The sequence below is a fragment of the Streptomyces caniferus genome (assembly GCF_009811555.1).
In the GTDB taxonomy this organism is placed as follows: Bacteria; Actinomycetota; Actinomycetes; order Streptomycetales; family Streptomycetaceae; genus Streptomyces; species Streptomyces caniferus.
In genome coordinates, this window is record NZ_BLIN01000003.1 from 1,655,242 (window position 1) to 1,677,291 (window position 22,050).

A 22,050-nucleotide genomic window follows, 5' to 3' on the forward strand; every position below is an offset into this window, starting at 1 on the left:
GGCGGTTTCAACTCACCAGCAGGACGGCGCCCACCGGTATCAGGCATGACGCGAACTCGCCCACCACACCGACACCGTCGGGCCTCTCAGCGGTCCACGAGGCGCAGAAGGTACGTGTCCATGTTCCATCCATGGCGGGCATGTGCCGCAGCCCGCACCTGACGGATGCGGTCGGACACTTCACGCAGTGGACCGGGAACGAGCAGTTCGTCCGGAGTGCCGAGGTAGGCGCCCCAGTAGATCCAGACGTCGTCGCCGTCGACCTGGTCGAAAGACTCGTTCGCATCAAGCATGACGACCATGTCCCCGTCGTCGTTCTGGCCCACTTCGGGTCGCCGTCGCCCTCGGCTGCGCGCTGCGCCACCCGCATCGTCTCGTCCACGCGGAAGGCGTTGCGGAAGGCGTTGCCCCGGAACACCCCCGGGCTGCGACTCCGATTGGCCTGGGCTGCCGTATCTGCGAGCGCCGCGACTGCGCCCAGCGGACCCGGCCGTCGACCGGTGGCCGACTGGCCGTCGAGCCCGACCGACGTACCCACGTCCCCTATCCCGTGGAGACGTCGGGCAGCAAGGGGTGAGCGGTCCGCAAGGCGGCAGCACCCAGGCCGCTCACCCGCCGCCTGCCGGAGCTGGGGGCGGCACCCTGAGGGGCTGGTCCACATTCGAGAGGCCGAGGTGCCGGATCACGGCTGGGCATGTGGGCGCCCGATGGCCCCTGGGAAAGGGAGACCATCCTGCGCCGTCGGCCGCTCCAGGGTGGACCATGGAAGCCCAAGCACTCCATAGGTACGGGGCGGGGTCGCGGGCTCTGGCCCGCGGAGGCCCCTTGTGGTCCAGCGCATGGAAGGAGTGCCCGTGTGAGCACAGCCGGTGGGCGTCCGGGTGGCACCGGCCAGCCGGAGGGGCGATCGTCGCAGCCGAGTGGGCTGATGGATCTTCTCGGCGTTGCTGCGGTGCTGTTGGATGCCGAGGGGCGGATCGATTTGTGGAGCCCGGAGGCCGAGGACCTGTTCGGCTATACCGCTGAGGAGGCGCTCGGGCAGTACGCTGCGCCGCTGCTCGTTCACGAGCAGCAATGGGATCTGATGATCAAGCTGTTTGCCGAGGTCATGGATACCGGAGAGCGGTGGGCCGGGGCGTTCCCCATCCGGCACAAGGACGGCAGCACTCGCTTGGTGGAGTTCCGCAACATGCGGCTGCTGGACGGCCTCGGTGACTTCTACGCCCTTGGCCTGGCCACCGACGGGTCAACGCTTCGGGAGGTCGAACGGGACCTTGCCCTGTCCACCCGGCTGATTTCTCAGTCGCCCATCGGGCTGGCGATCCTCGATACCGATCTGCGGTACGTCGCCGTCAACCCCGCTTTGGAGCGGATGCACGGCATTCCCGCGGAAGACCACCTGGGTCGGCACTACCGCGAGATCATGACCTCGGCGAAGTTCGAGGGGCCGGAGGCCGGGATGCGGCAGGTCCTCAAGACCGGGGTCCCCATGGTCGACGAGTACACCATCGTGGGCCACACCCCCGCCGACCCACGCAAGCACGCCTGGTCGATCTCGCTGTACCGACTGGACGACCCCCAGGGGCGGGTCCTCGGGGTGGCCGACCTGGTAGTGGATGTCACCAACCGTTATCAGGCGGCGACGGAGGCCGCCGAGGCCCGACGGCGCCTGGCCTTGATCGCCGACGGCTCCGCTCGCATCGGCACCACCTTGGAGGTCGAACAGACCGCCCGGGAGCTTGCCGGCGTCGCCGTTCCCGAGCTCGCCGACATGGCCACGGTCGACGTCCTCGATTCCGTCCTCGACGAGCACCGTCCGCCCTTGGGCGACGGTCCCGCGCTCTTCCGCGCCCTCGCGGTGCAGGCCGCGTATGTCACCGAAGCCGTCCAGGCAGCGGACCCGCCGGGCGAGATCGCTGCTTACGACGCCGACCGCCTGCCCACCGAATGCGTACGCACCGGCCGGCCGATCTTGATCTCCCACATGGATGACGCCGCCATGGCCCGCATCGCCCGGGACGACCGCGCCGCCACGGTGCTGGCCCGCGCCGGCGTGCATTCCTACATGCTGCTCCCGCTCACCGCTCGCGGCCAGATCCTTGGCTTCCTGGGGCTGAGCCGTGCCCGTAACCCGCAGCCCTTCGATGAGGACGACCTCGCCCTCGCCGGTGAGCTGGCCTCCCGCGCCGCGGTGTGCATCGACAACGCCCGCTCGCACCAGACGGTCCGCAATGCAGCCGAGACCCTTCAGCGCAGCCTGCTGCCGGATCACCCGCCGCACCTCCCCGGCCTTGAGGTCGCTTCCCGGTACCGGCCTGCACAAGCGGCCTACGAGGTCGGTGGCGACTGGTACGACGTCCTCCCGCTCGACGGCGACAAGACCGTGCTGGTTGTGGGAGACGTCATGGGCAGTGGTATCGACGCCGCCGTCACCATGGGCCGCCTGCGCACCGGCACCAACGACTTCGCCGACCTCGACCTGGACCCTGCCCAGGTCCTCCATCACCTCGACAAGATCACCTCAGGGCTTGAGCAGTACATCGCCACCTGCGTCTATGCCGTCTACGATCCGCACCGCGCGGAGTGCCACATCTCCACCGCAGGCCATCTGCCGCCGGTCCTGGTGCGCAATGGCAAGCACCCGGAACTGCTCGACCTTCCGACCGGCACCCCACTCGGGGTTGGTGGCGTGCCCTTCGTGACCACGACCATCCCCGTCGGCGCTGGTGATCGGCTGGTCCTGTACACCGACGGACTCGTCGAGGTCCGTCATCACCCCATCGACGAACGCCTCAACACCCTCCTGCGCCTGCTGGACGCACCCGACCGCACGTTGGAGGAAACCTGCGGCCGACTCCTTCGCGAACTCCGGCTTCCCGCTGATCCGGATGATGTCGCCGTGCTCATCGCACGCATGCAACCCTTCGCATCCGACTCTTGACGTACGCCCCAGTCCGGCAGATCGCGAGAATGATCATCTGCGCGGGGCTGAAGACCGTCGGATGGATCACGCCTGACACGTCCCTCCCCAACCCACTCGAACCGGCCGCGTACCGCCGTGACGGGCGGCCGGTATACCCGATCCGCAGGGCCTCACCCGACGCCGACTTCACCAAGCCCGGTGACGAGGGCGGCACCCCGAGCGGTGGACCCAGCACGTCACCCTCAGCCATTGCGCCTTCGGCGACATTCCCTGGACACCGAACAAAACTCAGGACAGACGTTTGCATCGGGGTCAACCGTAAAGATCGAGCCTGCCCAACCGCTCAGGCCTGCGAGGCTGCCCGCTCCCCAATTCCAGGCACGAGACCATAGAACTAACAAGCCACCACATTCAGCTGACGATGCGTCAGCTAAATCAGCATGCACCCTGCCAGAGGCGGGTGCCGGTGGCGGGTGAGGGCTGCCGCCAGGAGGGCGATGCGGCTCGCCTGTACGGCGGAGGCGGTGAGGAGAGGGGGCGTGGCCTTGGACCTGGTTTCCACGCGGGCCGAGTTCCAGGGCGGTGGTCCTGGTCAGTCCGTGCAGGGCCCAGGTGCTGGTGGTGTACGCGCTGGGGTGGTGCGCGGTGAGGGCTGCGCGGGAGGTGTCGGTCGCGATGACCGTGGCGCCTTCCTGTTCGAGGGCCTCGGCCTCGGCCGCTGTCCGGCCGCGTGCGGCGCCGGTGACCATCACGACCTTTCCCGTCGGGCGGCGGCTCACGGCCGCTCCCGAGATTCGCGCCTGCCGGCGGGGAGGGGGACGGGGGTGGTGCCGGGCACGATGGTGTTGGAGATGCTGCCGATCTCCTGCACGGTGAGGGTGACGGTGTCGCCGGGCTTGAGCGGGGGTGGGGACTGCTTGCCGTTGCGGCCCCAGAGTTCGGCGAGGCAGCCGCAGGTGCCGGAGCCGAGGACGTCGCCGGGCAGGACGCGGGTGCCTCGGGAGGTGTAGGCGACCATCTCCTCGAATGTCCAGCTCATGTTGGACAGCAGGTCGGAGCCGACGAGCTGGCCGTTGACCTCGGCGGTCAGAGCGAGGCGCAGCAGGCCGTCGGTGTCCCAGTAGGGCTCCAGTTCGTCCGCGGTGACGAGGCAGGGTCCGAGGGTGGTGGCGGTGTCCTTGCCCTTGCAGGTGCCGAGGCCGACCTTCATCTCGGCGGACTGGAGGTCCCGGGCCGACCAGTCGTTGACGACGGTGTAGCCGAGGATGTGGTTGCGGGCCTGTTCCGGGGTGAGGTCGCTTCCTTCGCGGCCGATGACCACGGCGACCTCCAGCTCGAAGTCGAAGGTGTCGGAGCCGGGCGGGTACGGGATGTCGTCGTGCGGCCCGAAGACGGCGTGCGGGTTGGTGAAGTAGTAGGTGGGTGCCGCGTACCACTGTTCCGGCACGCCGGAGGTCCCGTCGATGGAGCGGCGCACGCCTTCTACGTGCTCCTCGAAGGTCACGAAGTCCCGTATGGAGGTGGGCTGGAGCGGAGGCAGCAGGCGCACCTCGGCGAGCGGCGGCCCGGGGGGTACGTCGAGTGCGGCAGCTCCGGCGTCGAGCAGTGCCTCAGGTCCCTCGCCGCGGGCGATGATCTCGGTGAGGGAGCGGACTCCGGGCAGCGGGTAGAGGGTGTCGTTCTCCACCACCGCGACCTGCGTGTGGTGTCGGTGGGTGTAGGCGGCGAAGCGCATGGTCGGCTCCTGGCGAGGTGGTTCCGTGGGGCGGCGCGGGCGGATTCCTGCGGGTTGGCCGGGACCCGCCCGCGCGGCGGGCTCGGATCAGACCGGCGGGGCGACGAAGACGCCGCGGTCGGGGTCGTTGAACGACTCCTTGGCGACGATCTCGTTCATCGCGTTGGCGGTGCCCCACTGGTCGGTGACCTCGGGCTGGGAGAAGTCGTAGACGTGCGGGTGCCAGGTGTCCTCGTCCAGGCACTCCAGCTCCGTCGTGTATTCGACGGTGTTGCCATGCGGGTCGAGGAAGTACGTGAAGGTGTTGTCGCCGGCCATGTGGCGGCCGGGGCCCCACACCTTGGTGAATCCGGCACGGAGTGCCCGGCCGGAGCCGCGCATGTACTCGTCGATGCCGCGCATCTCGAAGGAGAGGTGGTGCAGTGAGGTGTGGGGGCCCTGGCGATGGCCATCAAGTGGTGCTGGTTGCTGATCCGCATGAAGTGCATGACCTCGCCCATGTGCGGCGAGCTGAGGGTGTCCGAGAGCCGGAAGCCCAGGTGCTTCTCGTACCAGGTGCGGGTGCGGTGGATGTCGTTCGAGTTCAGCACCACGTGTGAGAGCTTGACCGGGATGGACTCGCGTTCCTCGATCTTGCGGTGCCGGCGCGCCTGGACGTCGGCGGAGACCTCGATGGTGCGGCCGTCGATGTCGAAGAAGCGGAAGCCGTAGCCGCCGCCGGGGGTGTCGACCGTCCCGGGCTGGGTGATCAGCTGCACGCCGCCGGCGAGGAGCCGCTCGGCGAGGGTGTCGACGTCGGCGGGGTGGGCGGCGCCGTAGGAGACGAGGTCGAGGAGATTTTCGTCGCCCTTGCGCAGTCGGACCACATACTGCTCGGGGAAGCCTTCGGCGACGAGGAAGGAGATGCCGGAGTCCTCGGCGACCTTGGTCAGGCCCCAGACGCCGGAGTAGAAGTCGAGCTGCTTGTCGTAGTCGGGCACGGCGAGGTCGACGTGCCGCAGGTGGGTGAGCAGACGTGCGCTCATGGGGTTGTCTCCTCTTCAGGGCTGGACGGCTGGGGCGGTGGGAGCGTGAGGAGCGCGGCGGCGTTGCCGCCGCGGACTCGGTGGAGGTCGGTGTCGGACAGGCCCGCCGCGCGCAGGGCGCCGACCGGGTCCTGGGCCCCCATGTCGAAGGCGAAGTCCGAGCCGAGGAGCACTCGGTCGGCGCCCGCGACCCGTACCAGCTCCCGCAGGACGTGCGGGTCGTGGACGAGGGAGTCGAAGTACAGCCGCCGCAGGTAACTGCTGGGCGCGTGGGCGCAGTCCGCGGCGGCGTCGGTGCGGGCCCGCCACGCGTGGTCGGCCCGGCCGATGTGGGTGGGCAGGTAGCCGCCACCGTGGGCGGCGATCAGCGTAAGGCCGGGGTGCCGGTCCAGGACGCCGGAGAAGATCAGGTGCGACAGGGCGACCGCGTGCTCCACGGGCTGGCCGACCGAGTTGGAGAGGTACCAGCGGTCCAGCCGTTCGTCCAGCGTGCAGCCGAAAGGGTGCAGAAAGAGGAGCGCGCCGGTCTCCTCGGCCCGGGTCCAGAAGGGCTCGTAGGCCGGGTCGGAGAGTTCCCGGCCGGGCGCGTGGCTGGATCTCCGCTCCGCGGAGCCCCTGTTCCAGGGCGTGGTCCAGGGCCCGGACGGCGAGGTGCGGGTGCTGCAGCGGGACCAGTCCGAGTCCTTGCAGCCGGTCCGGTGCGGCCGAACAGTGGGCGGCGGTGGCTTCGCCCGCGAGGCGGAACACCTTCTCGGCTACCGTCTTGTCGGCCCAGTAGTGGGGCTGACCAGTTGCACATCGACGCCTTGAGCGTCCATCAGGGCCAGGCGGGCGACGGTGTCGATCATGCGGGGTGCCCGTTCGCGGACCATGGGCCCGCTCACCGCCAGGGCGGCGGGGCCGTTGCGGCGGGCGTCCAGGCTCCGCGCCTCGGCCAGGCCCGGAGCTCCTTCCACCATGGCCTCGATCTCGGGCAGCAGGACGTGGGCGTGAACGTCCACGGTGGGCGGGGAAGGGGTCACGGAAGCTCCCGGAGCATGGTCATCGTGCGGTTAATGAGGCCGGGGATGTCCGTGTCCGGGGTGCCGTCCAGCTGCCATTGGCCGATCTGCACCGACGCTTCCGCCACCGGGCGGACGCGGTTGATCCGGCGCTCGTAATACGCCTGGAGCAGGGCGTCGTCCCAGGTGTCCGCCGCGGCGAGCATGCCGGTGAGCACCCAGGCGTCCTCCAGCGAGAGGGCGGCGCCCTGGGCGAGGGTGGGCGGGCTGCTGTCCGGTCGGCCGCGTCCTGTTCCTCTGCTGGCGCTGGCACCACTCGGTGAGCCCTTCCAGGGCGGCTTCGCGGGCGGCCCCGTCGACCGCGACCGCGGCCTTCACAGCGCTCGGATGCTGTGTCACGTAGACCGCGCCGACCGGCTTGACACGCAGACGTTGGGCCTCCGCCTCCAGGGCTTGGCGGCGGTCTCCCTCCGGCCCCTTACGGCGTCGGCCAGATCGGCGTAGAACGGCACGCGGGGTGCTGCCGGGAGGATTTCGGTGCAGGCGGTCAGCTCGCCGACTCGGCCGGTGGAGGTGTCCAGGATGTGGGAGAACTCTTTGCGAACCCGTTCTGCAAGGTCCGGCACGGGCAGGGAGTGCAGGTACAAGTTCGCGGCGTCGTAGCCAGAGGGGGCGGTGCCCCAGCCCTCCCAGTCCATGAGGGTCAACTGTGGTCAGGCTCGGACGCATACCGCCCAGCGAATCGAACGCCCGAACCGGAGCGCCCGGAACCACTCGGGAAGGTCAACCCCTTCCGAGCGCTCCTCTGACCAACCAAAGAATCGCCCCGGCCGTTGAGGCCGGGGCGATTTTGCGCTGCTTCGATTACCTCAGGACACTGCAGTTCGCAGTCGTTCCCCGGCGCCAACCCAGCTTTTCGCAGGTGGCGCCCTGCCAGAAACCCGAAATTCCATGCTTCTTGATTGAGGTCAATGAGGGGCTGTCATTAGGCCGGCAGACCCTATTGCAAGATCGAAGCCTAGTATTTCACGATTCCCTTTGTGTCACCTATGTCCAGCACGAAATCGCTGACCACCGCCGTGCATGGCGTCAGCTGAAGGAAACGGCAACGACATACGCTAGGGAGACTTCTTGAAAACGAATCTGTTCGGTGAATCCTCCGAGGTTTGGATGTAGATTCCGTCCTTGGCTCCCTTACCCATGACGTAAAGGTCATCTATGAGCGCGCGGATCTTTGGACCCGTCTTGAGATCGAGAGTAATCTGCTGATCCGCCAAGGAGGTGGGCCTCTTCGGTAGGGTCCATGTCCCCTCGCCGGTGATGGAACCTACGGGTGTCTCGCCGACCAAGCCACCTGGAATCTTTACCGCCTCGGCCGTGCCGTCTTCATGCAGGGTTACCCGTGCCCCCCGAGGTCCGGACCAGGTACCTATCAGTTCGCTCCGCTTTGCGGAGGCACCAGTGAAGAACCCCGAGTCAATAACGCAGTAGAGGAGAAATCCTCCACCGGCGAGCGCCAGTACGACGCAGAGCACGGAAATCATGATGACTTTTTTCATCGCAAGTTCACCTCCTCCTCCCAATAAACGGCCTGATGCTTTGTCCTGAGCGGAAGATCGAACCGATCCGCAATATAGGTGAGTGGGTTACCGACATATTTCTCAATATACTCCTTGGCGGGCCCCGGTAGGTGAGTGAAGGAGGTGATAGTGGTGTCGTTATCGATCTGGATACCTATCTTGACTTTCCCTGTCTTGGAGTCTCGCGAGATGACCTTGAATTTATAGCCGTATGAACCAACGAAGGTGGCGGTTGAGGTGCCGAACTTCCCGCCGGAGGCCCGGTTCTTGGCTGTTCCTGTCCAGCCGAGCGAGAGTACATCCGTGGCGTCCGATAGCAGGCGAGGCCAGCCCTCAAGCTTCATAACGCTATAACCGCCAAGGAAATCGTCCGGATCGCCGTTGCGGATCTTCGTGACGATCTCTGCGCGGACGTAGTCCATCGAATGATCATTGCGGATTTGCTCGGTGAACTCGTCTCCGACGGTGAAGAAGTCCACCTTGTTTCCAGTGCCGAACAGCCATTGGAATCCGAGGTCGATGGCATCCGGCTTGGGGCCTTGACCATCCTTCCAGTCGGCGACGAGCGCTTCCCGCAGGAACTGGAGCTGCTGCCGCTCCACTTCCGAAAGGGCCTGTTCTGCCTTGCGGCGCCGTTCCTCCTCCTGACGGCGAGCCTCTTCTTCTTCGCGCTTCTTAGTGACGTAGGTGGCGAGGGTTTGCTTGTAAGCCGTAGCAGCGGCCGCTGCGTCCTTGCCGGCGGATTCTGCTGAGGCGCGTGCTGCGTTCGCAGCAGTGTAGGCGGAGTTGGCGGAGGCGTTCGCTTGCATGGCGGAGACGGAGGCGCGTGATGCCTCGTATTCGGCCTTGTCGGCATCGCGTTCGGCTGCGTTGGCTGCCGCGTCGGCGGTGCGTGCGGACTTTGCGGCGGCGGCTGCCGACTCTTCGGCTTCCGTTGCGTGCTTGCTGGCTTGCTTGGCGTATTCGTTCGCCTGGCCGGCCGCCTGCGTTGCCTCTTTGCTGTACTTTTCAGCGTCAGCTGCGGCGTTGTTGGCCTTGGCCGCGACGACCCTTGCTTCCGCTGCGTTCTTTTGCGCGGTGGCGGCCGTTCCGGCGGCTTCAGCGATGAGTTGCTGGACTATGACGACATGGATGGCGGTGAGATGGTCCCGGCGCGCGCTCGCATATTGCCCCACTTGGATGAAATCATGCAGGGCCTCGGGGGTTCCTTCGAGAGCGATCCGGGCCGCTGCCTTGGTCTCGTCACCGCCGCTACCTGCCAGCTGGGTAGCGCGGATCCGTTCGTCGAGTTCCTGGGCAGCGTACTGGCCCTCGCTTAAGAATTCGCGGAGCTTGGCGACTGAGCCATCCCTCAAAGCTGCCTGGGCGGCTTTGTTGAGCTCCGTACCCCCGCTGCCGGCGATCCGGGTGACGAGGATGCCGTAGTCGGTCTGTGCGGCCTCATCCGCGCCGGTGCGGAGGAACTCTGTGATCTGCTTTGCGTCGCCCTTGAGTGCCTCGTCGGCCGCCTTGCGAACGTCCTCGTAAGTGCTGTTGATCGCGAGGTTCTGGACTCGTGATCGCTCGTCCTGTTCTGCGGCCTGCTGCCAGCCGGTGCGCAGGTACTCCTTAACGGCGTCGTCGGAGCCTGTCAGTGCGGCCTTAGCGGCTGCCTGGCTCCAAGGTCCGCGAACCTTCATTGCCAGGACAGCGGCCCGGCGGCCCTTGGCCACCACGTCCTTGACGTCGGCATCAGACTTGGCGGCTTCAGCGACCAGGCGCCTGGCTTCGTCGTCGAGCTCCTGGGCAGTCTTGGCCTGTTTCTTTGCTTCTGCCTCCTCCAGCGTCTGGGCCTGCTGCTCGGCCCTGGCCTGCGTGATGCCGGCTTGGGTTCGGGCCTTGAGCTCCTCGGCTTCGACCTTGGTCGCGATGTTGTGGACCTTGTTAGCGGTGGCAACCGCCTCAGTTGCCTTGTCAGCAGCCTCCTTGGCTGCATCGGCATGTCCGGAGGACTCCTTGGCAGCCGTTGCTGCCTCACCCGCATGATCTGCTGCCTGTTTCGCTGCGGTCGCGGCATTTCTGGCGTGCCTGGCAGCGTCACGTGCCGCTACCCGGGCGTCCTTCGCAGCGTCGGCGGCTTCATAGGCGAGGTTGCGTGCTGCGAGGGCTGCACGGCGTGATTCCCGGGCCTGGCTGCGGGCGGTTGCCGCCCACTGCTTGGCCTTGGCGAACTCGGCACTTGCCGTGCCCGCATGACGGCCGGCCTCATCAGCCGCATCGGCGGCAGCATCTGCATTGCTGCTGGCGCTGGAGGCTGCGTTTGCCGCATCACCGGCCGCTCGGGCGGCGATCTCCACCTGCGCGGCGGCTTGTTCTGACTTCTCGGCGGCAGCTGCCGCGGTGTTGGCTTGCTCGGCAGCCTTACGCGCAACCGAAGCGGTGCTGGCGTCGGTCGCTGCGTTGGCAGCTGCTTCACGGGCCCGTGAAGCAGCTGCGGCGGCTGCGGAGGCCGCCGCAGCCGCCTTTGCCGCGGCGTTCGCAGCCATCCGGGCTGCGTGGTTGGCGGCTTGTGCCGCACCAATGGCATCCTGCGCGGCTTGGGCCGCTCCTTGAGCCGCGGCGGCGGCTTTGACCCCGGCCTTGGCTGACTTAGACGTCGTTTCTTTTGGGACGAGAGACCTACACCGATGGTCTGACGCGCTGCCCGATGTGTTTCATCACGTCTGCTGGTCCGATAGCGGAGTGAGTGATCTTGTGAACGAGCCAGGGCCAGCCGTCATTCTGCGCTTGGCCGAGGAAAAGAACGTCTGGCTGTGCACCGTGCGTCCGGACGGCTCTGCCCACGTCACGCCTGTCTGGTTCGTCTACCAGAGCTCCCGGTGGTGGATCGGTTCGGATCACAGCTCCGTCAAGGTCAGAAACATCGGCAAGGAGCCCCGCGTGTCCCTGGCTTTGGAGGACGGCCGGTTCCCGGTCGTCGCCGAAGGAGACGCATTACTGATTCGTGATGGGTTCCCTCATGGGGTCGTGACCGCGTTCGAGCAGAAATATGGTTGGGATGTATCCGCACCCACAGGTCCTGGAAGCAAGCGAGTTCTGCTGGAAGTCCATGTGCGTCGGTGGCTGTTGGCCGGCACGGCGCAGTGACGACGGTGGCAACAGTCGACCTCAAGCCATGAGCCGACGATGACAGATGAGGGCTGCGGCGATGCCGACGAAGGCGAGGAAGTGTTCGGCCTTGCGTTCGTAGCGTCGGTGGAGTCGTCGGCAGCCGCTCAGCCAGGACACCGTTCTCTCGACTACCCAGCGGTGGCGGCCCAGCCGCGTGGAGGGCTCGATGCCTTTGCGGGCGATGCGGTGGCGGATGCCTCTTTCGCGGAGCCATCGGCGCAGGTGGTCGTAGTCGTATCCCTTGTCGGCGTGGAGCTTGGCCGGGCGTCGGCGGCGCGGGCCGCGTCGGGAGCGGATGGGCGGGATGCCGCGCACGAGCGGTTCCAGGCCGAGGCTGTCGTGCATGTTGGCGCCGGAGATGCCCAGCGACAGCGGTAGACCGTTCCGGTCCGTGACCAGGTGGATTTTCGATCCGGGCTTGCCACGGTCGGTCGGATTCGGTCCCGTCAGTGGCCCCCTTTTGCTGCCCGGACGCTGACAGAGTCGATGGCACAGCGCGACCAGTCCAGTTCTCCCCGGGCACCGAGATCGTCGAGGACGACCCGGTGGAGCCTGGCCCAGACCCGGTCCCTGCTCCACCGGGCGAAGCGCCGGTAGACGGTGGGCCAGGCCGGCCCGAACACCGGCGGCAGCTGCCGCCAGGTGCACCCCGAGGTGGCCACGAAGATGATCGCTGCCAGGCACTCACGGTCACCGGCTCGGCGACGTCCGCCGCCCTGCGGGCGTATGACTTCCGTCGGCGGCACCACCCGCCGGAACAGAGTCCACAACTCCTCCGGGACCAACCGTTCCACCAGATCCGTCATGCACGGCTCAACGAACCATCACGCCATTAGAAACGGTGTCTTAGCGGCGCTCTCGCCGGCCGCCTCGCTCTCTGCCTTGGCCTGGTCTGCCAGGTCCTTCGCGTCCCGGGCCGCCCGAACAGCACGCTCAGAAGCACTCTTGGCGGCCTCAGTCTGCTGCTTGGCCTCTTCGCCAGCTTGCTTGGCCTGTTCAGCCAGCTGGGAGACCGTGGCCCGTTCCTGGTCGCGGTTACGGGCGATGTTCTGCCCCACCGCGAGGAACTCGCGGACATCTTCGATGGAACCCCGCAGTGCGACGTTCGCGGCCTCCTTCGTGGCCGGGCCGCCAGCCGACATGATCTGCGTGGCACGGATCCGGTCATCCGTCTCCTGCGCTGGGAAGCGCTCCTGCTCAAGGAACTTGCGGACGTCCTCGATCGAGCCCCGCAGCGCAGCCTGGCCAGCCTTGTTGACCTCAGGGCCCCCCGCGGTGGTGATCTGCGTGGCAAGGATCCGCATGTCCGTCTCGGCCGGTTCCTTCCACCCATCCTTCAAGAACTTGAGCAGATCCTCTTTCGAACCGGACCGCAGCGCCTTTGAGACAGCCTCACGTACGGTCACGCCACCCGAGGTGAAAATCCGTGTCGCACTGATGCTGTAGTCGGTGAACTCGGCGAAATCCTTCTCACTGTCGAGGAACGTTTGGACGTCCTCATCGGTGCCCAACAGGGCAGCCTCGGCAGCTGCCTTGACCGTGGGACCACCCGTCGTCCACAGCTCCGCGACACGACCACGGGCGACAACACCGTTCTCCTGGAGGCCAGTTGCGGCCGCAGGAGGTGCATCAAGTAGTCCTGTGAGGAGCGTCAGAGGTAACAGGCACAAGCACAGCAAGCGTCTGCCGAACTCCCACCTGCCCCTAATTCTCGTCAAGCAATGGTCGTCTCGCACCGGTTGCCTTTCTCTTTTCAGTTACCTATGTGACGTCTTTCGACGCCGCGAGCATAACTGTCCAGATGGGCGACCGAGCCGAGGAATAAGGAGAGGATGGCTCAATCCAAGAACGATCCGGCGAGAATGTTTCGGGCACTTAAGACGAGCCGGCTCGTGAAAGGTTGTACGCCCCGACAGAGCTGTGATCAATCTGTAACTTGACTGAGAGGACTACTAGTTGAGTTTCGCGGGTGATAGGTTCACGGCTGACCATTCGGTTCATTTTCCCTGCGGTTTCCTGTTGTTGCCGCAGCACACATGGAAGGAACTTCTGGTGATATCTCGCGCGCGAAAGGCGCTGACTGTGGGCGTCATCAGTGGCGCCGCAGCTGTCGCGGGGGTCTCCACCCTCGCTGTTGCGCAGGCCGCGCCGCAATCCGCGCATAACGCTGCCCAGCAGTCCGCGGGCGATGCGAACCCGCCGTACGCGGTGGAGACCTTTGATTACCCGAACGCGGCAAAGATTCTCAGGGAACAGGGGATCCTGCTCCGCAAGGGCGACGGCCACATCATCCTCGCCGACTGCCAGGCCCCCGATGGCCAGGACATTCAGGTCTCGACCGGCGTCAATCACCCGGGGCAGACCAAGACGGGCAGGTACTGCTTCAAGGTCACCGGAACCGGCAAGACCGGCTACCTCACACTGGAACTCCCCCAGGTCTACAACATCATGACCGGCGACGTCGCCGTTCAGGCGGACCTCACCTCGGCTGGCAAAACTCAGAGCGTCGACGTGCCCAAGAACTTCACCAAGGGTGTCGGTCCCGGAGACAACCCGCCGGCCGGTCCCACCGTTCTGGTCGAGCTCCGCGTCAAGGGTTGACCCCAGAACCCCAGGCTCCCGCGCACACGCTGCCAGGCTGGCTAGTGTGGACTGTGGGCTGACCCCCGTGCGAGAGCCACGCCATTGGAGGCCGTTGCCGCCAAGCCCAATGGGACGTTCACGTCGCCGACTGGCCGGGCTTCGACTGCGACGACAGCCCAGCGCACACGGGCAGCGGAGCCGGCACATGGAAACTGGTGCCGGAAGACAAGCGCATCGGGATGGACAGCGACGTCGGATTGACCTTCAGCGGCAAGGGCTTCAAGTCTTCCTGGAGCAGCGATCGCGCTTCCCGGACCTCTAGCTTCTCAGCTGCCGGGAGCAGCCGCGCATACACCGCTCCGCTGAGGGCTTGGGCATCTGCCGTTTCCACTCAGCGCGTCCAAGTGCCGGAGCGGCACTCACTAAATGCCCCGGACGCAGATGCTGCGCACCAGCGCCACCGGTGCAGAGCTGCCGATCTCCCATCTATGAAATCGAAACCCAGACGAGGAAGACGTATGTCTGTCAGATGTTCGCGCGCGGCCCTGACCACAGGGCTTCTTGCCCCCGTCATCGCGGCCGGTGTGCTCGTTGCTGCTCCCGCGGACGCTGTTGTTGGCCCCGCCACCAAAGACGGCTCGTACCCGTTCACGGTGAAGCTGGACATCGGTGGGCAGCGCAGCTGCTCGGCCGCATTAGTCGATCAGCAGTGGCTGGTCACGGCCGCTAGTTGCTTTGCCGACAACCCCGCGGAGAGCCTGAAGGTTCCTGCTGGGGCGCCGAAGATGAAGACCACCGCCACAGTCGGCCGCACGGACCTGACGCGCGATGGCGGCACCGTGACCACCGTGGAGAAGCTGGTTCCCCGCGATGACCGTGACCTGGTAATGGCCAAACTGGCCAAGCCCGTCACGGATATCACCCCCGTCGAAATTACTGCCAAGGCCCCACTGCCAGGCGAGGACGTCTTCGTGAGCGGCTACGGCCGCACCAAGGACGAGTGGGTCCCCGACCGCCTGCACTACGGGCGGTTCTCCGTAGGCGCTGCGAAGCAGACCTCGCTCGGCATCACTGGTAAGGACAACAGTGCCGCCGTCTGTGAGGGGGATACCGGTGCTCCTGTATGGCGTGATATCGGCGGCCGCTACGAATTGGTCGGAGTCGGTAGTCAGTCCTGGCAGGGCGGCTGCTTCGGCCATGACGATGAGACCCGCGCCGATGCCGTCGCGTCCCGCACGGACGACATAGCCAGCTGGATCCAGACGGTGCGGCTTGCGACGAAGTTCGGGGACGTCAGCGATGTGATCACCTCGGCCGACTTCAACGGCGACGGCCGCACCGACGTTGCCGCCGTCATGAACGACGGCAACCTGCACGCCTTCTACGCCAAGCCGGACGGCACCCTGCAGTACGGCCGTGAGCTGTGGACCCATGATGGCACCTGGAAGGCTTTCCAGCAGATCATCGGTGGTGACTTCAACGGCGACGGCCAGGGCGACATCATCGCGCGCCGCGACGACGGCCAGCTCTTCCTCTACGCCGGCACAGCCAACGGCACACTGAAGCCCAGCGTGGAGGTCTGGTACGACAAGTCCTGGAAGGGGATGCCCCAGATCGTGCGCTTCCGCGCCGATGGCTCCGGACGGGATGGCCTGGCAGCCGTGTGGGATGACGGCTCGCTGCACGCCTACACCACCAAGACCGACGGCACCCTCAGCGGAGCCAAGCGCGACCTGTGGTACGACAAGTCCTGGGACGGCATGCGCATCCTGTCCAGCGGCGACTTCAACACCGACGGCAGAGACGACATCGTCGCCACTGACCCCGACGGCGGCTTCCGCCTCTACACCGGCAACGCCCAGGGCACCGTCACCCGCGCCCCTGACCTCTGGGACGACAAGTCCTGGCGCAACATGCGCGCCCTGCTCGGCGGCGACTTCAACGGGGACGGCAAGGCCGACATCGCCGCCCGCTGGAGCGACCGCAGCCTGCACCTTTACGCCGGCAACGGCAAGGGCACCCTCACCGCCGGTCCGTCCATGTGGCCCACCGCCTTGTAGCCCACTCAAGCACGCGTACGCGGTGTGGTGAGTGCACGGCCCAGAGGTGGTGTACTCACCACGTGAGGATGATCCAGCTGATCTACGGGATGTCCGCTCCGCGTACGCGGAGATGTTCCAATCGCCGCCGCATTCGACACCCACCGCTCACGTTGTCCGCTCCGCGCAGGCGGAGGTGAGCCGAGCATCTTCCAGGTGAGAGGGCCCGGGTAGCCGTCCTCTCCGCGCACGCAGAGAGCACCCTGAGCGGATCGGCTGGGCAGAGTGGATTGCCGGCTCACCTCCGCTCGGGCGGAGTGAGTGGTCGTGAGCAGGTCAGTGCCTGCGGGAGGCCGTATGGCCCCGGTAGGTTCAGGCGTGTGCATGACCGGCGTTCCTTGAATCACGAATTGGCAAAGCGCTCCTAACACCGCAGGTCGCGAAGGGTCCTCTCCGCGAAGGCGGAGGTGAACCGCCGGGGGCCGCCACCTCCGCTTGCGCGGAGAAGTCCTCTCCGCGAAGGCGGAGGTGAGCCGTTCGCCAACGACCCGGATATCACCCTGCACTTGCGCTCTCCGCGCGAGCGGAGGTGATCCGCCATGCCTGTGGTGTGTCGGACCGGAGGAGCTGCTGTAGATGCGGGCGAGGACTGGTGCGTGTTTGGGGCCAGGGCGTGCAGGGTCACCCTGCGGCGGCCAGTTACTTCAAGCTCGGGTTGGCAGCGCGTCACGGTCCAATACGATCCGGAAGCTCCCGACCGGTTTGCGATCGAAAGCTGGGACATGAATGTGCCCTACCTGCTGTTCACCACGCTCGAGACTGCGTCCACAGTGGACACGATGACAGGACTTATCGTGCGGTTACTCGCCATCTGACTCTGATCACCTGGCGCAGATACACACCGCGCGGGGCCGAGTGGTGGAGACGGACGTTGAAACGGTTGATACTGATCTCCGAGACCTCGCTTTTGAAAGGCAGCTTTCCACGCTCCGTGCCGCCATATTGCACGTCCGGCTTGCCAGCGTCTTGGCCGTCGACGCAGCGCGCAGTGGTGAAGACCTTGTTCGCCTAGAGCCGGAAGCCAACGCAGACGGGCAACTTGCCGACCCACACACTGTTCAAGGATAGCCACCTGATAGGACGCGGTCGGCAATGTGGCATCTGATCCACCGACTATGGCGGAGTCCGGAGTAGTGCCGGCGATGCAAGGCAAACGAGGCGGGTGATGCGGTTGCGATTTCGCTCGGCGGGATCACCGTCCGCTTTGGTATCTAACAGTGATGCACAGCGACGCCCCGATCCATTCCAGATAGACGGGCGGCCACTACGTCGGCACGGTGAACAAGTGACTGCGCATACTGGTATCAGACCTGCTCTGCCCCACACGCCCACTGCCACGGCGACACCCCTACGGTCGCCGGCAACTCGTACAGAACAAGCACACGGGCGCCGCACCTCGCACCCGAGTAGACATGGCGAGAGACCCCTGACCGGGGGCTCCAAGCTCTTCACGTCTGCCAGTGCGCCTTGTGGAAGGCATCGCGGATTTCAGCAGGCACTCGGCCACGGTCGTTGACCTCGTAGCCATTTCCCTCGCCCACGCACAGATCCTTGCAGCATCCTCTCCAGCCTTAGCCAAGCGCTTGGCCGCCTAGCCTTTGACTCTCCCAGCCTTCCGGGCTGCCTTGACTAAAGGGCCCGAAAGCCTCGAGCATCCGCCCGTAGGGTTCCGGGTTCGAGGACGACCTCATACGACACACCCTTGAGAGCGAAGGTGTGGGTAGCAGCGTCACACGCCTCTTCGCCCATGAGGTCGTCCGTGGAAATGACGACAATCCTCTGCACCATGAGGCAATCCTAGGGCCGCAGGGAAGCGGCGGATGCAAAGCCCACGAAGGCGCACTGCAGATAAGCCATCCCGCTTCTAGCGCCCCTCTGAACGCCAGCCAGCCCATTCCCAAGAAAGACGTTAAACGGCGAGCCAACTCCGAAATCGAGCCTGCAGAGCCGCTCGACGCCCGAGGCCACCCGTCTCCCCAATCCAGGTCACACGAAGGACACCATGACATGCCGTCAGGCCGCTGACGCAGCGTCAGTAAAGTCAGCATTGAGTCAGCATGCGTCCTGCCAGAGGTGGTGGCAGGTGGCGACACATGCACATGCACCGATCCGACCCGCACCACCTCTGAGCTGCAAAGATGCTGGCCAACGCGCTACATCCACAACACGGCCGCCCACCTGGTGTCAATGGAAGCCGAAGAGGCAGTGCCCCGCGAGGCCCGGGCCGCAGGACACCGGGGCGGAGCCGGCCCGGCTGCGGACCGAGGACCCCCAGCTGGTCACAGCCGAGAAGGAGTGGTCGCTCGCGCGCGAGATCCTGCGCCGGGCAGCGGCCTGTTTCGCGAAGGAGATGAAGCGAAGACCTGCACGCTGGGACTATCAAGGGACGGAGCGGAGCCCCAGACACCCACCGCAGGCCGTCATGACCACCGATGCAAGAAGCCCGCCGGCGGAAACAGGCGGGGCTTCGTCGTGTCACCAGATCTCACACGATTCGCACAGACCCCATAGACGCCTCCGCATCACAAGGCTCCGAGCTGGACTTAGAGATCCCGCGGGTAGGGGCGCCGTCGCGAGCGCCGCGATACCGCCGCCCGGACCAGCGGAATCTCCCCGTGATCGAGCGATGTTCGGTCGTGGCGACGGACCCGCGAGGGCGGTTTGGCGTCGGGGGGCTGAGTAGGGCCCCATGCGCTCGACCGAGAATTGACAGTTCGTTACTCGTTACCACTGGGTTCTCTGGTACGTCTGGCCGAAACGGTCGAAACCTGACAGGGCGCACATGCCCCACGCCTCCGAGTTCCGGACCGAGGCGTATTGCGTGAGAGCGCACTCCAACTCCTAGGTTCGGAAGCATGCGATACATCAAGCTCGGAACGACCGGACTGGAAGTCTCCGCCATCACCCTCGGCTGCATGAGCTTCGGCGAGCCGGACCGGGGCGGCGAGCCCTGGTCGCTGGGCGCGGATGCCAGCCGGGACATCATCAAGCAGGCCCTCGAGGGCGGCGTCAACTTCCTCGACACGGCCAATGGGTACAGCGCCGGAAGCAGCGAGGAGATCGTCGGCCAGGCGGTCAAGGACTTCACCCGGCGCGAGGAGGTCGTTCTCTCCACCAAGGTCTGGATGCGGATGCGCCCCGGCCCGAACGGCGCCGGGCTGTCCCGCAAGGCGATCTTCGCCGAGCTCGACGCCTCCCTGAAGCGACTGGGGACCGACTACATCGACCTGTACCAGATCCACCGCTGGGACTACGACACCCCGATCGAGGAAACCCTCGAGGCGCTGCACGACGCGGTCAAGTCCGGGAAGGTCCGCTACATCGGAGCCTCTTCCATGTACGCCTGGCAGTTCACCAAGGCCCTGTACCTGGCTGACCTGAACGGCTGGACCCGGTTCGTGTCGATGCAGGACCACTACAACCTCATCCACCGAGAAGCAGAGCGGGAGATGCTCCCGCTCTGCGCCGACCAGGGCATCGGCGTGATCCCGTGGAGCCCGCTGGCGCGGGGCAGGCTGACGCGGGCCCGGGACACCGCCACGGCGCGTGCCGAGACCGACGAGGGCGGCAAGATCCTCTACCGCGACGGGGACCAGGCAGTGGCCGAGCGCGTCCACGAGATCGCGGGCAAGCGGGGTCTGTCCCCGGCCCAGGTCGCCCTGGCCTGGGTCATGCGCAACCCGGCGGTGACCTCGCCCATCGTCGGGGTCACCAAGCCGGCCCAGCTGGCCGACGCGGTCGCCGCGGTGGACGTCGAACTCGACGAAGACGAGGCCGCCTACTTGGAGGAGCCCTACCTGCCGCACGAGGCCGCCTACCTGGAGGAGTCCTTCTACAAGTCGCGCCCTGTGGCGGGCTCCCGGTAGTCCGGGCTACCGCCGGGCCTTCGACAAGTCCTTGGCCTCGGCCTTCACAGCCCTGTGGTCGGCCCGGCGGTGCTTGCGGGCGGTCGCGCGCAACTGCATGATCCGCCCGCTGCCCGCCAGCGCGGTGAGCAGGATGCCCGCCACCGCGGCCGTAGCAGGGCCACACGCAGCGGAACGTGCCCGTGGGCACCTGCGGTGGCGAGGTCGCCGGGAAATCACCGATTGACCGGGGAAAACTCGGGATCAAGTGGTCGCGGATGACCGACGGATGCGGGATCCCGCCGGACTGTGTCGTGACCGGCGCGAACCGGCACGACTCCCCGTTCCTGCGCCCGACGCCAGAGAAGCTCGGGCGATTCGAGCTCGCGTTGCCTGAGCAGATCACGGTGCACCTTGACGCGGGCTACGACTCCACGGTCACCCGCAAACTGCTGACCGAGCTCGGCTGCGAGTGGCGGACCCAGCCCAAGGGCGTCGTGATCCCGATCAACCACACTCGCCGCTGGGTCGTCGAGCGCACCAACTCCTGGTACAGCCCCGGCTTCAACTTCACCCTGTCCTGCACGGAACGCCGAGCGGTCGTCATCAACGCACTGCTCGCGTTGATGACCGCGATCATCGTGATCCGACGCCTCATCCGCGAAGCCTGGACCAGCCAACGCTGGGACACACGGCCAGCCCGCCGACCATGACGCCTTGTCCTCTACCCGCGGAATCTCTAAGACGTCGTTTCTTTTGGGACGAGAGACCTACACCGATGGTCTGACGCGCTGCCCGATGTGTTTCATCACGTCTGCTGGTCCGATAGCGGAGTGAGTGATCTTGTGAACGAGCCAGGGCCAGCCGTCCTTCTGCGCTTGGCCGAGGAAAAGAACGTCTGGCTGTGCACCGTGCGTCCGGATGGCTCTGCCCACGTCACGCCTGTCTGGTTCGTCTACCAGAGCTCCCGGTGGTGGATCGGTTCGGATCACAGCTCCGTCAAGGTCAGAAACATCGGCAAGGAGCCCCGCGTGTCCCTGGCTTTGGAGGACGGCCGGTTCCCGGTCGTCGCCGAAGGAGACGCATTACTGGTTCGTGATGGGTTCCCTCATGGGGTCGTGACCGCGTTCGAGCAGAAATATGGTTGGGATGTATCCGCACCCACAGGTCCTGGAAGCAAGCGAGTTCTGCTGGAAGTCCATGTGCGTCGGTGGCTGTTGGCCGGCACGGCGCAGTGACGACGGTGGCAACAGTCGACCTCAAGCCATGAGCCGACGATGACAGATGAGGGCTGCGGCGATGCCGACGAAGGCGAGGAAGTGTTCGGCCTTGCGTTCGTAGCGTCGGTGGAGTCGTCGGCAGCCGCTCAGCCAGGACACCGTTCTCTCGACTACCCAGCGGTGGCGGCCCAGCCGCGTGGAGGGCTCGATGCCTTTGCGGGCGATGCGGTGGCGGATGCCTCTTTCGCGGAGCCATCGGCGCAGGTGGTCGTAGTCGTATCCCTTGTCGGCGTGGAGCTTGGCCGGGCGTCGGCGGCGCGGGCCGCGTCGGGAGCGGATGGGCGGGATGCCGCGCACGAGCGGTTCCAGGCCGAGGCTGTCGTGCATGTTGGCGCCGGAGATGCCCAGCGACAGCGGTAGACCGTTCCGGTCCGTGACCAGGTGGATTTTCGATCCGGGCTTGCCACGGTCGGTCGGATTCGGTCCCGTCAGTGGCCCCCTTTTGCTGCCCGGACGCTGACAGAGTCGATGGCACAGCGCGACCAGTCCAGTTCTCCCCGGGCACCGAGATCGTCGAGGACGACCCGGTGGAGCCTGGCCCAGACCCGGTCCCTGCTCCACCGGGCGAAGCGCCGGTAGACGGTGGGCCAGGCCGGCCCGAACACCGGCGGCAGCTGCCGCCAGGTGCACCCCGAGGTGGCCACGAAGATGATCGCTGCCAGGCACTCACGGTCACCGGCTCGGCGACGTCCGCCGCCCTGCGGGCGTATGACTTCCGTCGGCGGCACCACCCGCCGGAACAGAGTCCACAACTCCTCCGGGACCAACCGTTCCACCAGATCCGTCATGCACGGCTCAACGAACCATCACGCCATTAGAAACGGTGTCT

General features: G+C 66.3%; 17 protein-coding genes and 6 pseudogenes. 8 read left to right on the top strand and 15 right to left on the bottom strand.

The features are described 5' to 3' along the window. Positions 1-86: 86 nt before the first annotated feature. A pseudogene (locus Scani_RS15855) lies at positions 87-341 on the bottom strand (precorrin-6A synthase (deacetylating)); the annotation flags it as partial. On the opposite strand from Scani_RS15855, the pseudogene Scani_RS15860 reads away from it, so the two are divergent. Then, positions 335-577, top strand: a pseudogene (locus tag Scani_RS15860) (short-chain fatty acyl-CoA regulator family protein); the annotation flags it as partial. The pseudogenes Scani_RS15855 and Scani_RS15860 sit on opposite strands and share 7 nt — an antisense overlap. A gap of 279 nt (positions 578-856) precedes the next feature. After that, complete coding sequence (locus tag Scani_RS15865; RefSeq protein WP_246295829.1) at positions 857-2,941, top strand: SpoIIE family protein phosphatase; 2,085 nt, start codon at positions 857-859, stop codon at positions 2,939-2,941. Positions 2,942-3,698: 757 nt separating this feature from the next. Here Scani_RS15865 and Scani_RS15870 read toward each other — a convergent pair. The 7 genes and pseudogenes from Scani_RS15870 to Scani_RS15900 form a co-directional block, all read right to left on the bottom strand. Next, positions 3,699-4,658 carry a fumarylacetoacetate hydrolase family protein gene (locus Scani_RS15870; protein ID WP_159475492.1) on the bottom strand — a complete coding sequence of 320 codons (960 nt, stop codon included), beginning with the start codon at positions 4,656-4,658 and terminating at the stop codon, positions 3,699-3,701. A gap of 87 nt (positions 4,659-4,745) precedes the next feature. Beyond that, positions 4,746-5,683, bottom strand: a pseudogene (locus tag Scani_RS15875) (VOC family protein). Then, a pseudogene (locus Scani_RS15880) lies at positions 5,680-6,642 on the bottom strand (amidohydrolase family protein). Before Scani_RS15880 ends, Scani_RS15875 begins: the two co-directional pseudogenes overlap by 4 nt. A 59-nt stretch (positions 6,643-6,701) precedes the next feature. Then, a pseudogene (locus tag Scani_RS15885) lies at positions 6,702-6,950 on the bottom strand (2-polyprenyl-6-methoxyphenol hydroxylase); the annotation flags it as partial. 129 nt (positions 6,951-7,079) lie between these two features. Further along, entirely contained in the window at positions 7,080-7,382 is a 303-nt protein-coding gene (locus tag Scani_RS15890) for a hypothetical protein (protein ID WP_174872687.1), read from the bottom strand. Between the two features lie 420 nt (positions 7,383-7,802). Next, positions 7,803-8,243 (bottom strand): hypothetical protein, encoded by a 441-nt coding sequence (locus Scani_RS15895; RefSeq protein ID WP_159475495.1) that lies wholly within the window; start codon positions 8,241-8,243, stop codon positions 7,803-7,805. Further along, entirely contained in the window at positions 8,240-10,789 is a 2,550-nt protein-coding gene (locus tag Scani_RS15900) for an ALF repeat-containing protein (protein WP_159475498.1), read from the bottom strand. Before Scani_RS15900 ends, Scani_RS15895 begins: the two co-directional genes overlap by 4 nt. Before the next feature lie 196 nt (positions 10,790-10,985). Between Scani_RS15900 and Scani_RS15905 the strand changes: the two genes are divergently transcribed. Continuing rightward, positions 10,986-11,390 carry a pyridoxamine 5'-phosphate oxidase family protein gene (locus Scani_RS15905; protein WP_159475501.1) on the top strand — a complete coding sequence of 135 codons (405 nt, stop codon included), beginning with the start codon at positions 10,986-10,988 and terminating at the stop codon, positions 11,388-11,390. A gap of 21 nt (positions 11,391-11,411) precedes the next feature. Here the strand turns inward: Scani_RS15905 and Scani_RS15910 are convergent. Together Scani_RS15910 and Scani_RS15915 are read right to left on the bottom strand one after the other, a co-directional pair. After that, positions 11,412-12,220, bottom strand: a protein-coding gene (locus Scani_RS15910) for an IS5 family transposase (RefSeq protein ID WP_371872346.1) whose coding sequence is annotated in 2 segments (ribosomal slippage) — positions 11,412-11,870 and positions 11,873-12,220 — 807 coding nt in all. Because the reading frame shifts where the segments join, the coding sequence is not laid out codon by codon here. An 18-nt stretch (positions 12,221-12,238) separates the two neighbouring features. Continuing rightward, positions 12,239-13,150: an ALF repeat-containing protein gene (locus Scani_RS15915; RefSeq protein ID WP_281391938.1), complete on the bottom strand. Its 912-nt coding sequence runs from the start codon at positions 13,148-13,150 to the stop codon at positions 12,239-12,241. 220 nt (positions 13,151-13,370) lie between these two features. On the opposite strand from Scani_RS15915, the gene Scani_RS15920 reads away from it, so the two are divergent. Then, positions 13,371-14,015: a hypothetical protein gene (locus Scani_RS15920; RefSeq protein ID WP_246295831.1), complete on the top strand. Its 645-nt coding sequence runs from the start codon at positions 13,371-13,373 to the stop codon at positions 14,013-14,015. A gap of 118 nt (positions 14,016-14,133) precedes the next feature. On the opposite strand, the gene Scani_RS15925 is transcribed toward Scani_RS15920, so the two are convergent. Then, the gene (locus tag Scani_RS15925; protein WP_159475509.1) at positions 14,134-14,388 is read right to left on the bottom strand and encodes a hypothetical protein; all 255 of its coding nucleotides are present in this window, start codon (positions 14,386-14,388) and stop codon (positions 14,134-14,136) included. Between the two features lie 127 nt (positions 14,389-14,515). Between Scani_RS15925 and Scani_RS15930 the strand changes: the two genes are divergently transcribed. Continuing rightward, the gene (locus Scani_RS15930; RefSeq protein ID WP_159476107.1) at positions 14,516-16,057 is read left to right on the top strand and encodes an FG-GAP-like repeat-containing protein; all 1,542 of its coding nucleotides are present in this window, start codon (positions 14,516-14,518) and stop codon (positions 16,055-16,057) included. Between the two features lie 1,487 nt (positions 16,058-17,544). Here Scani_RS15930 and Scani_RS42350 read toward each other — a convergent pair. Both Scani_RS42350 and Scani_RS42355 read right to left on the bottom strand, forming a co-directional pair. Then, positions 17,545-17,637, bottom strand: coding sequence for an Lsr2 family DNA-binding protein (locus Scani_RS42350; protein WP_425577718.1), 93 nt, complete (start codon positions 17,635-17,637; stop codon positions 17,545-17,547). Between the two features lie 88 nt (positions 17,638-17,725). Continuing rightward, entirely contained in the window at positions 17,726-17,884 is a 159-nt protein-coding gene (locus Scani_RS42355; RefSeq protein WP_159475511.1) for an Lsr2 dimerization domain-containing protein, read from the bottom strand. A 1,067-nt stretch (positions 17,885-18,951) separates the two neighbouring features. Between Scani_RS42355 and Scani_RS15945 the strand changes: the two genes are divergently transcribed. Further along, the gene (locus Scani_RS15945; protein ID WP_159475513.1) at positions 18,952-19,962 is read left to right on the top strand and encodes an aldo/keto reductase; all 1,011 of its coding nucleotides are present in this window, start codon (positions 18,952-18,954) and stop codon (positions 19,960-19,962) included. 6 nt (positions 19,963-19,968) lie between these two features. Here the strand turns inward: Scani_RS15945 and Scani_RS39960 are convergent, their stop codons facing one another. Further along, positions 19,969-20,106 (bottom strand): LapA family protein, encoded by a 138-nt coding sequence (locus Scani_RS39960; protein ID WP_167538086.1) that lies wholly within the window; start codon positions 20,104-20,106, stop codon positions 19,969-19,971. Between the two features lie 47 nt (positions 20,107-20,153). Here Scani_RS39960 and Scani_RS15950 point away from each other — a divergent pair. Both Scani_RS15950 and Scani_RS15955 read left to right on the top strand, forming a co-directional pair. Beyond that, positions 20,154-20,654, top strand: a pseudogene (locus tag Scani_RS15950) (transposase family protein); the annotation flags it as partial. Between the two features lie 120 nt (positions 20,655-20,774). Further along, entirely contained in the window at positions 20,775-21,179 is a 405-nt protein-coding gene (locus tag Scani_RS15955) for a pyridoxamine 5'-phosphate oxidase family protein (RefSeq protein WP_159475517.1), read from the top strand. Between the two features lie 21 nt (positions 21,180-21,200). Here the strand turns inward: Scani_RS15955 and Scani_RS15960 are convergent. After that, positions 21,201-22,009, bottom strand: a protein-coding gene (locus Scani_RS15960) for an IS5 family transposase (RefSeq protein ID WP_371872346.1) whose coding sequence is annotated in 2 segments (ribosomal slippage) — positions 21,201-21,659 and positions 21,662-22,009 — 807 coding nt in all. Because the reading frame shifts where the segments join, the coding sequence is not laid out codon by codon here. Between the last annotated feature and the right edge of the window lie 41 nt (positions 22,010-22,050).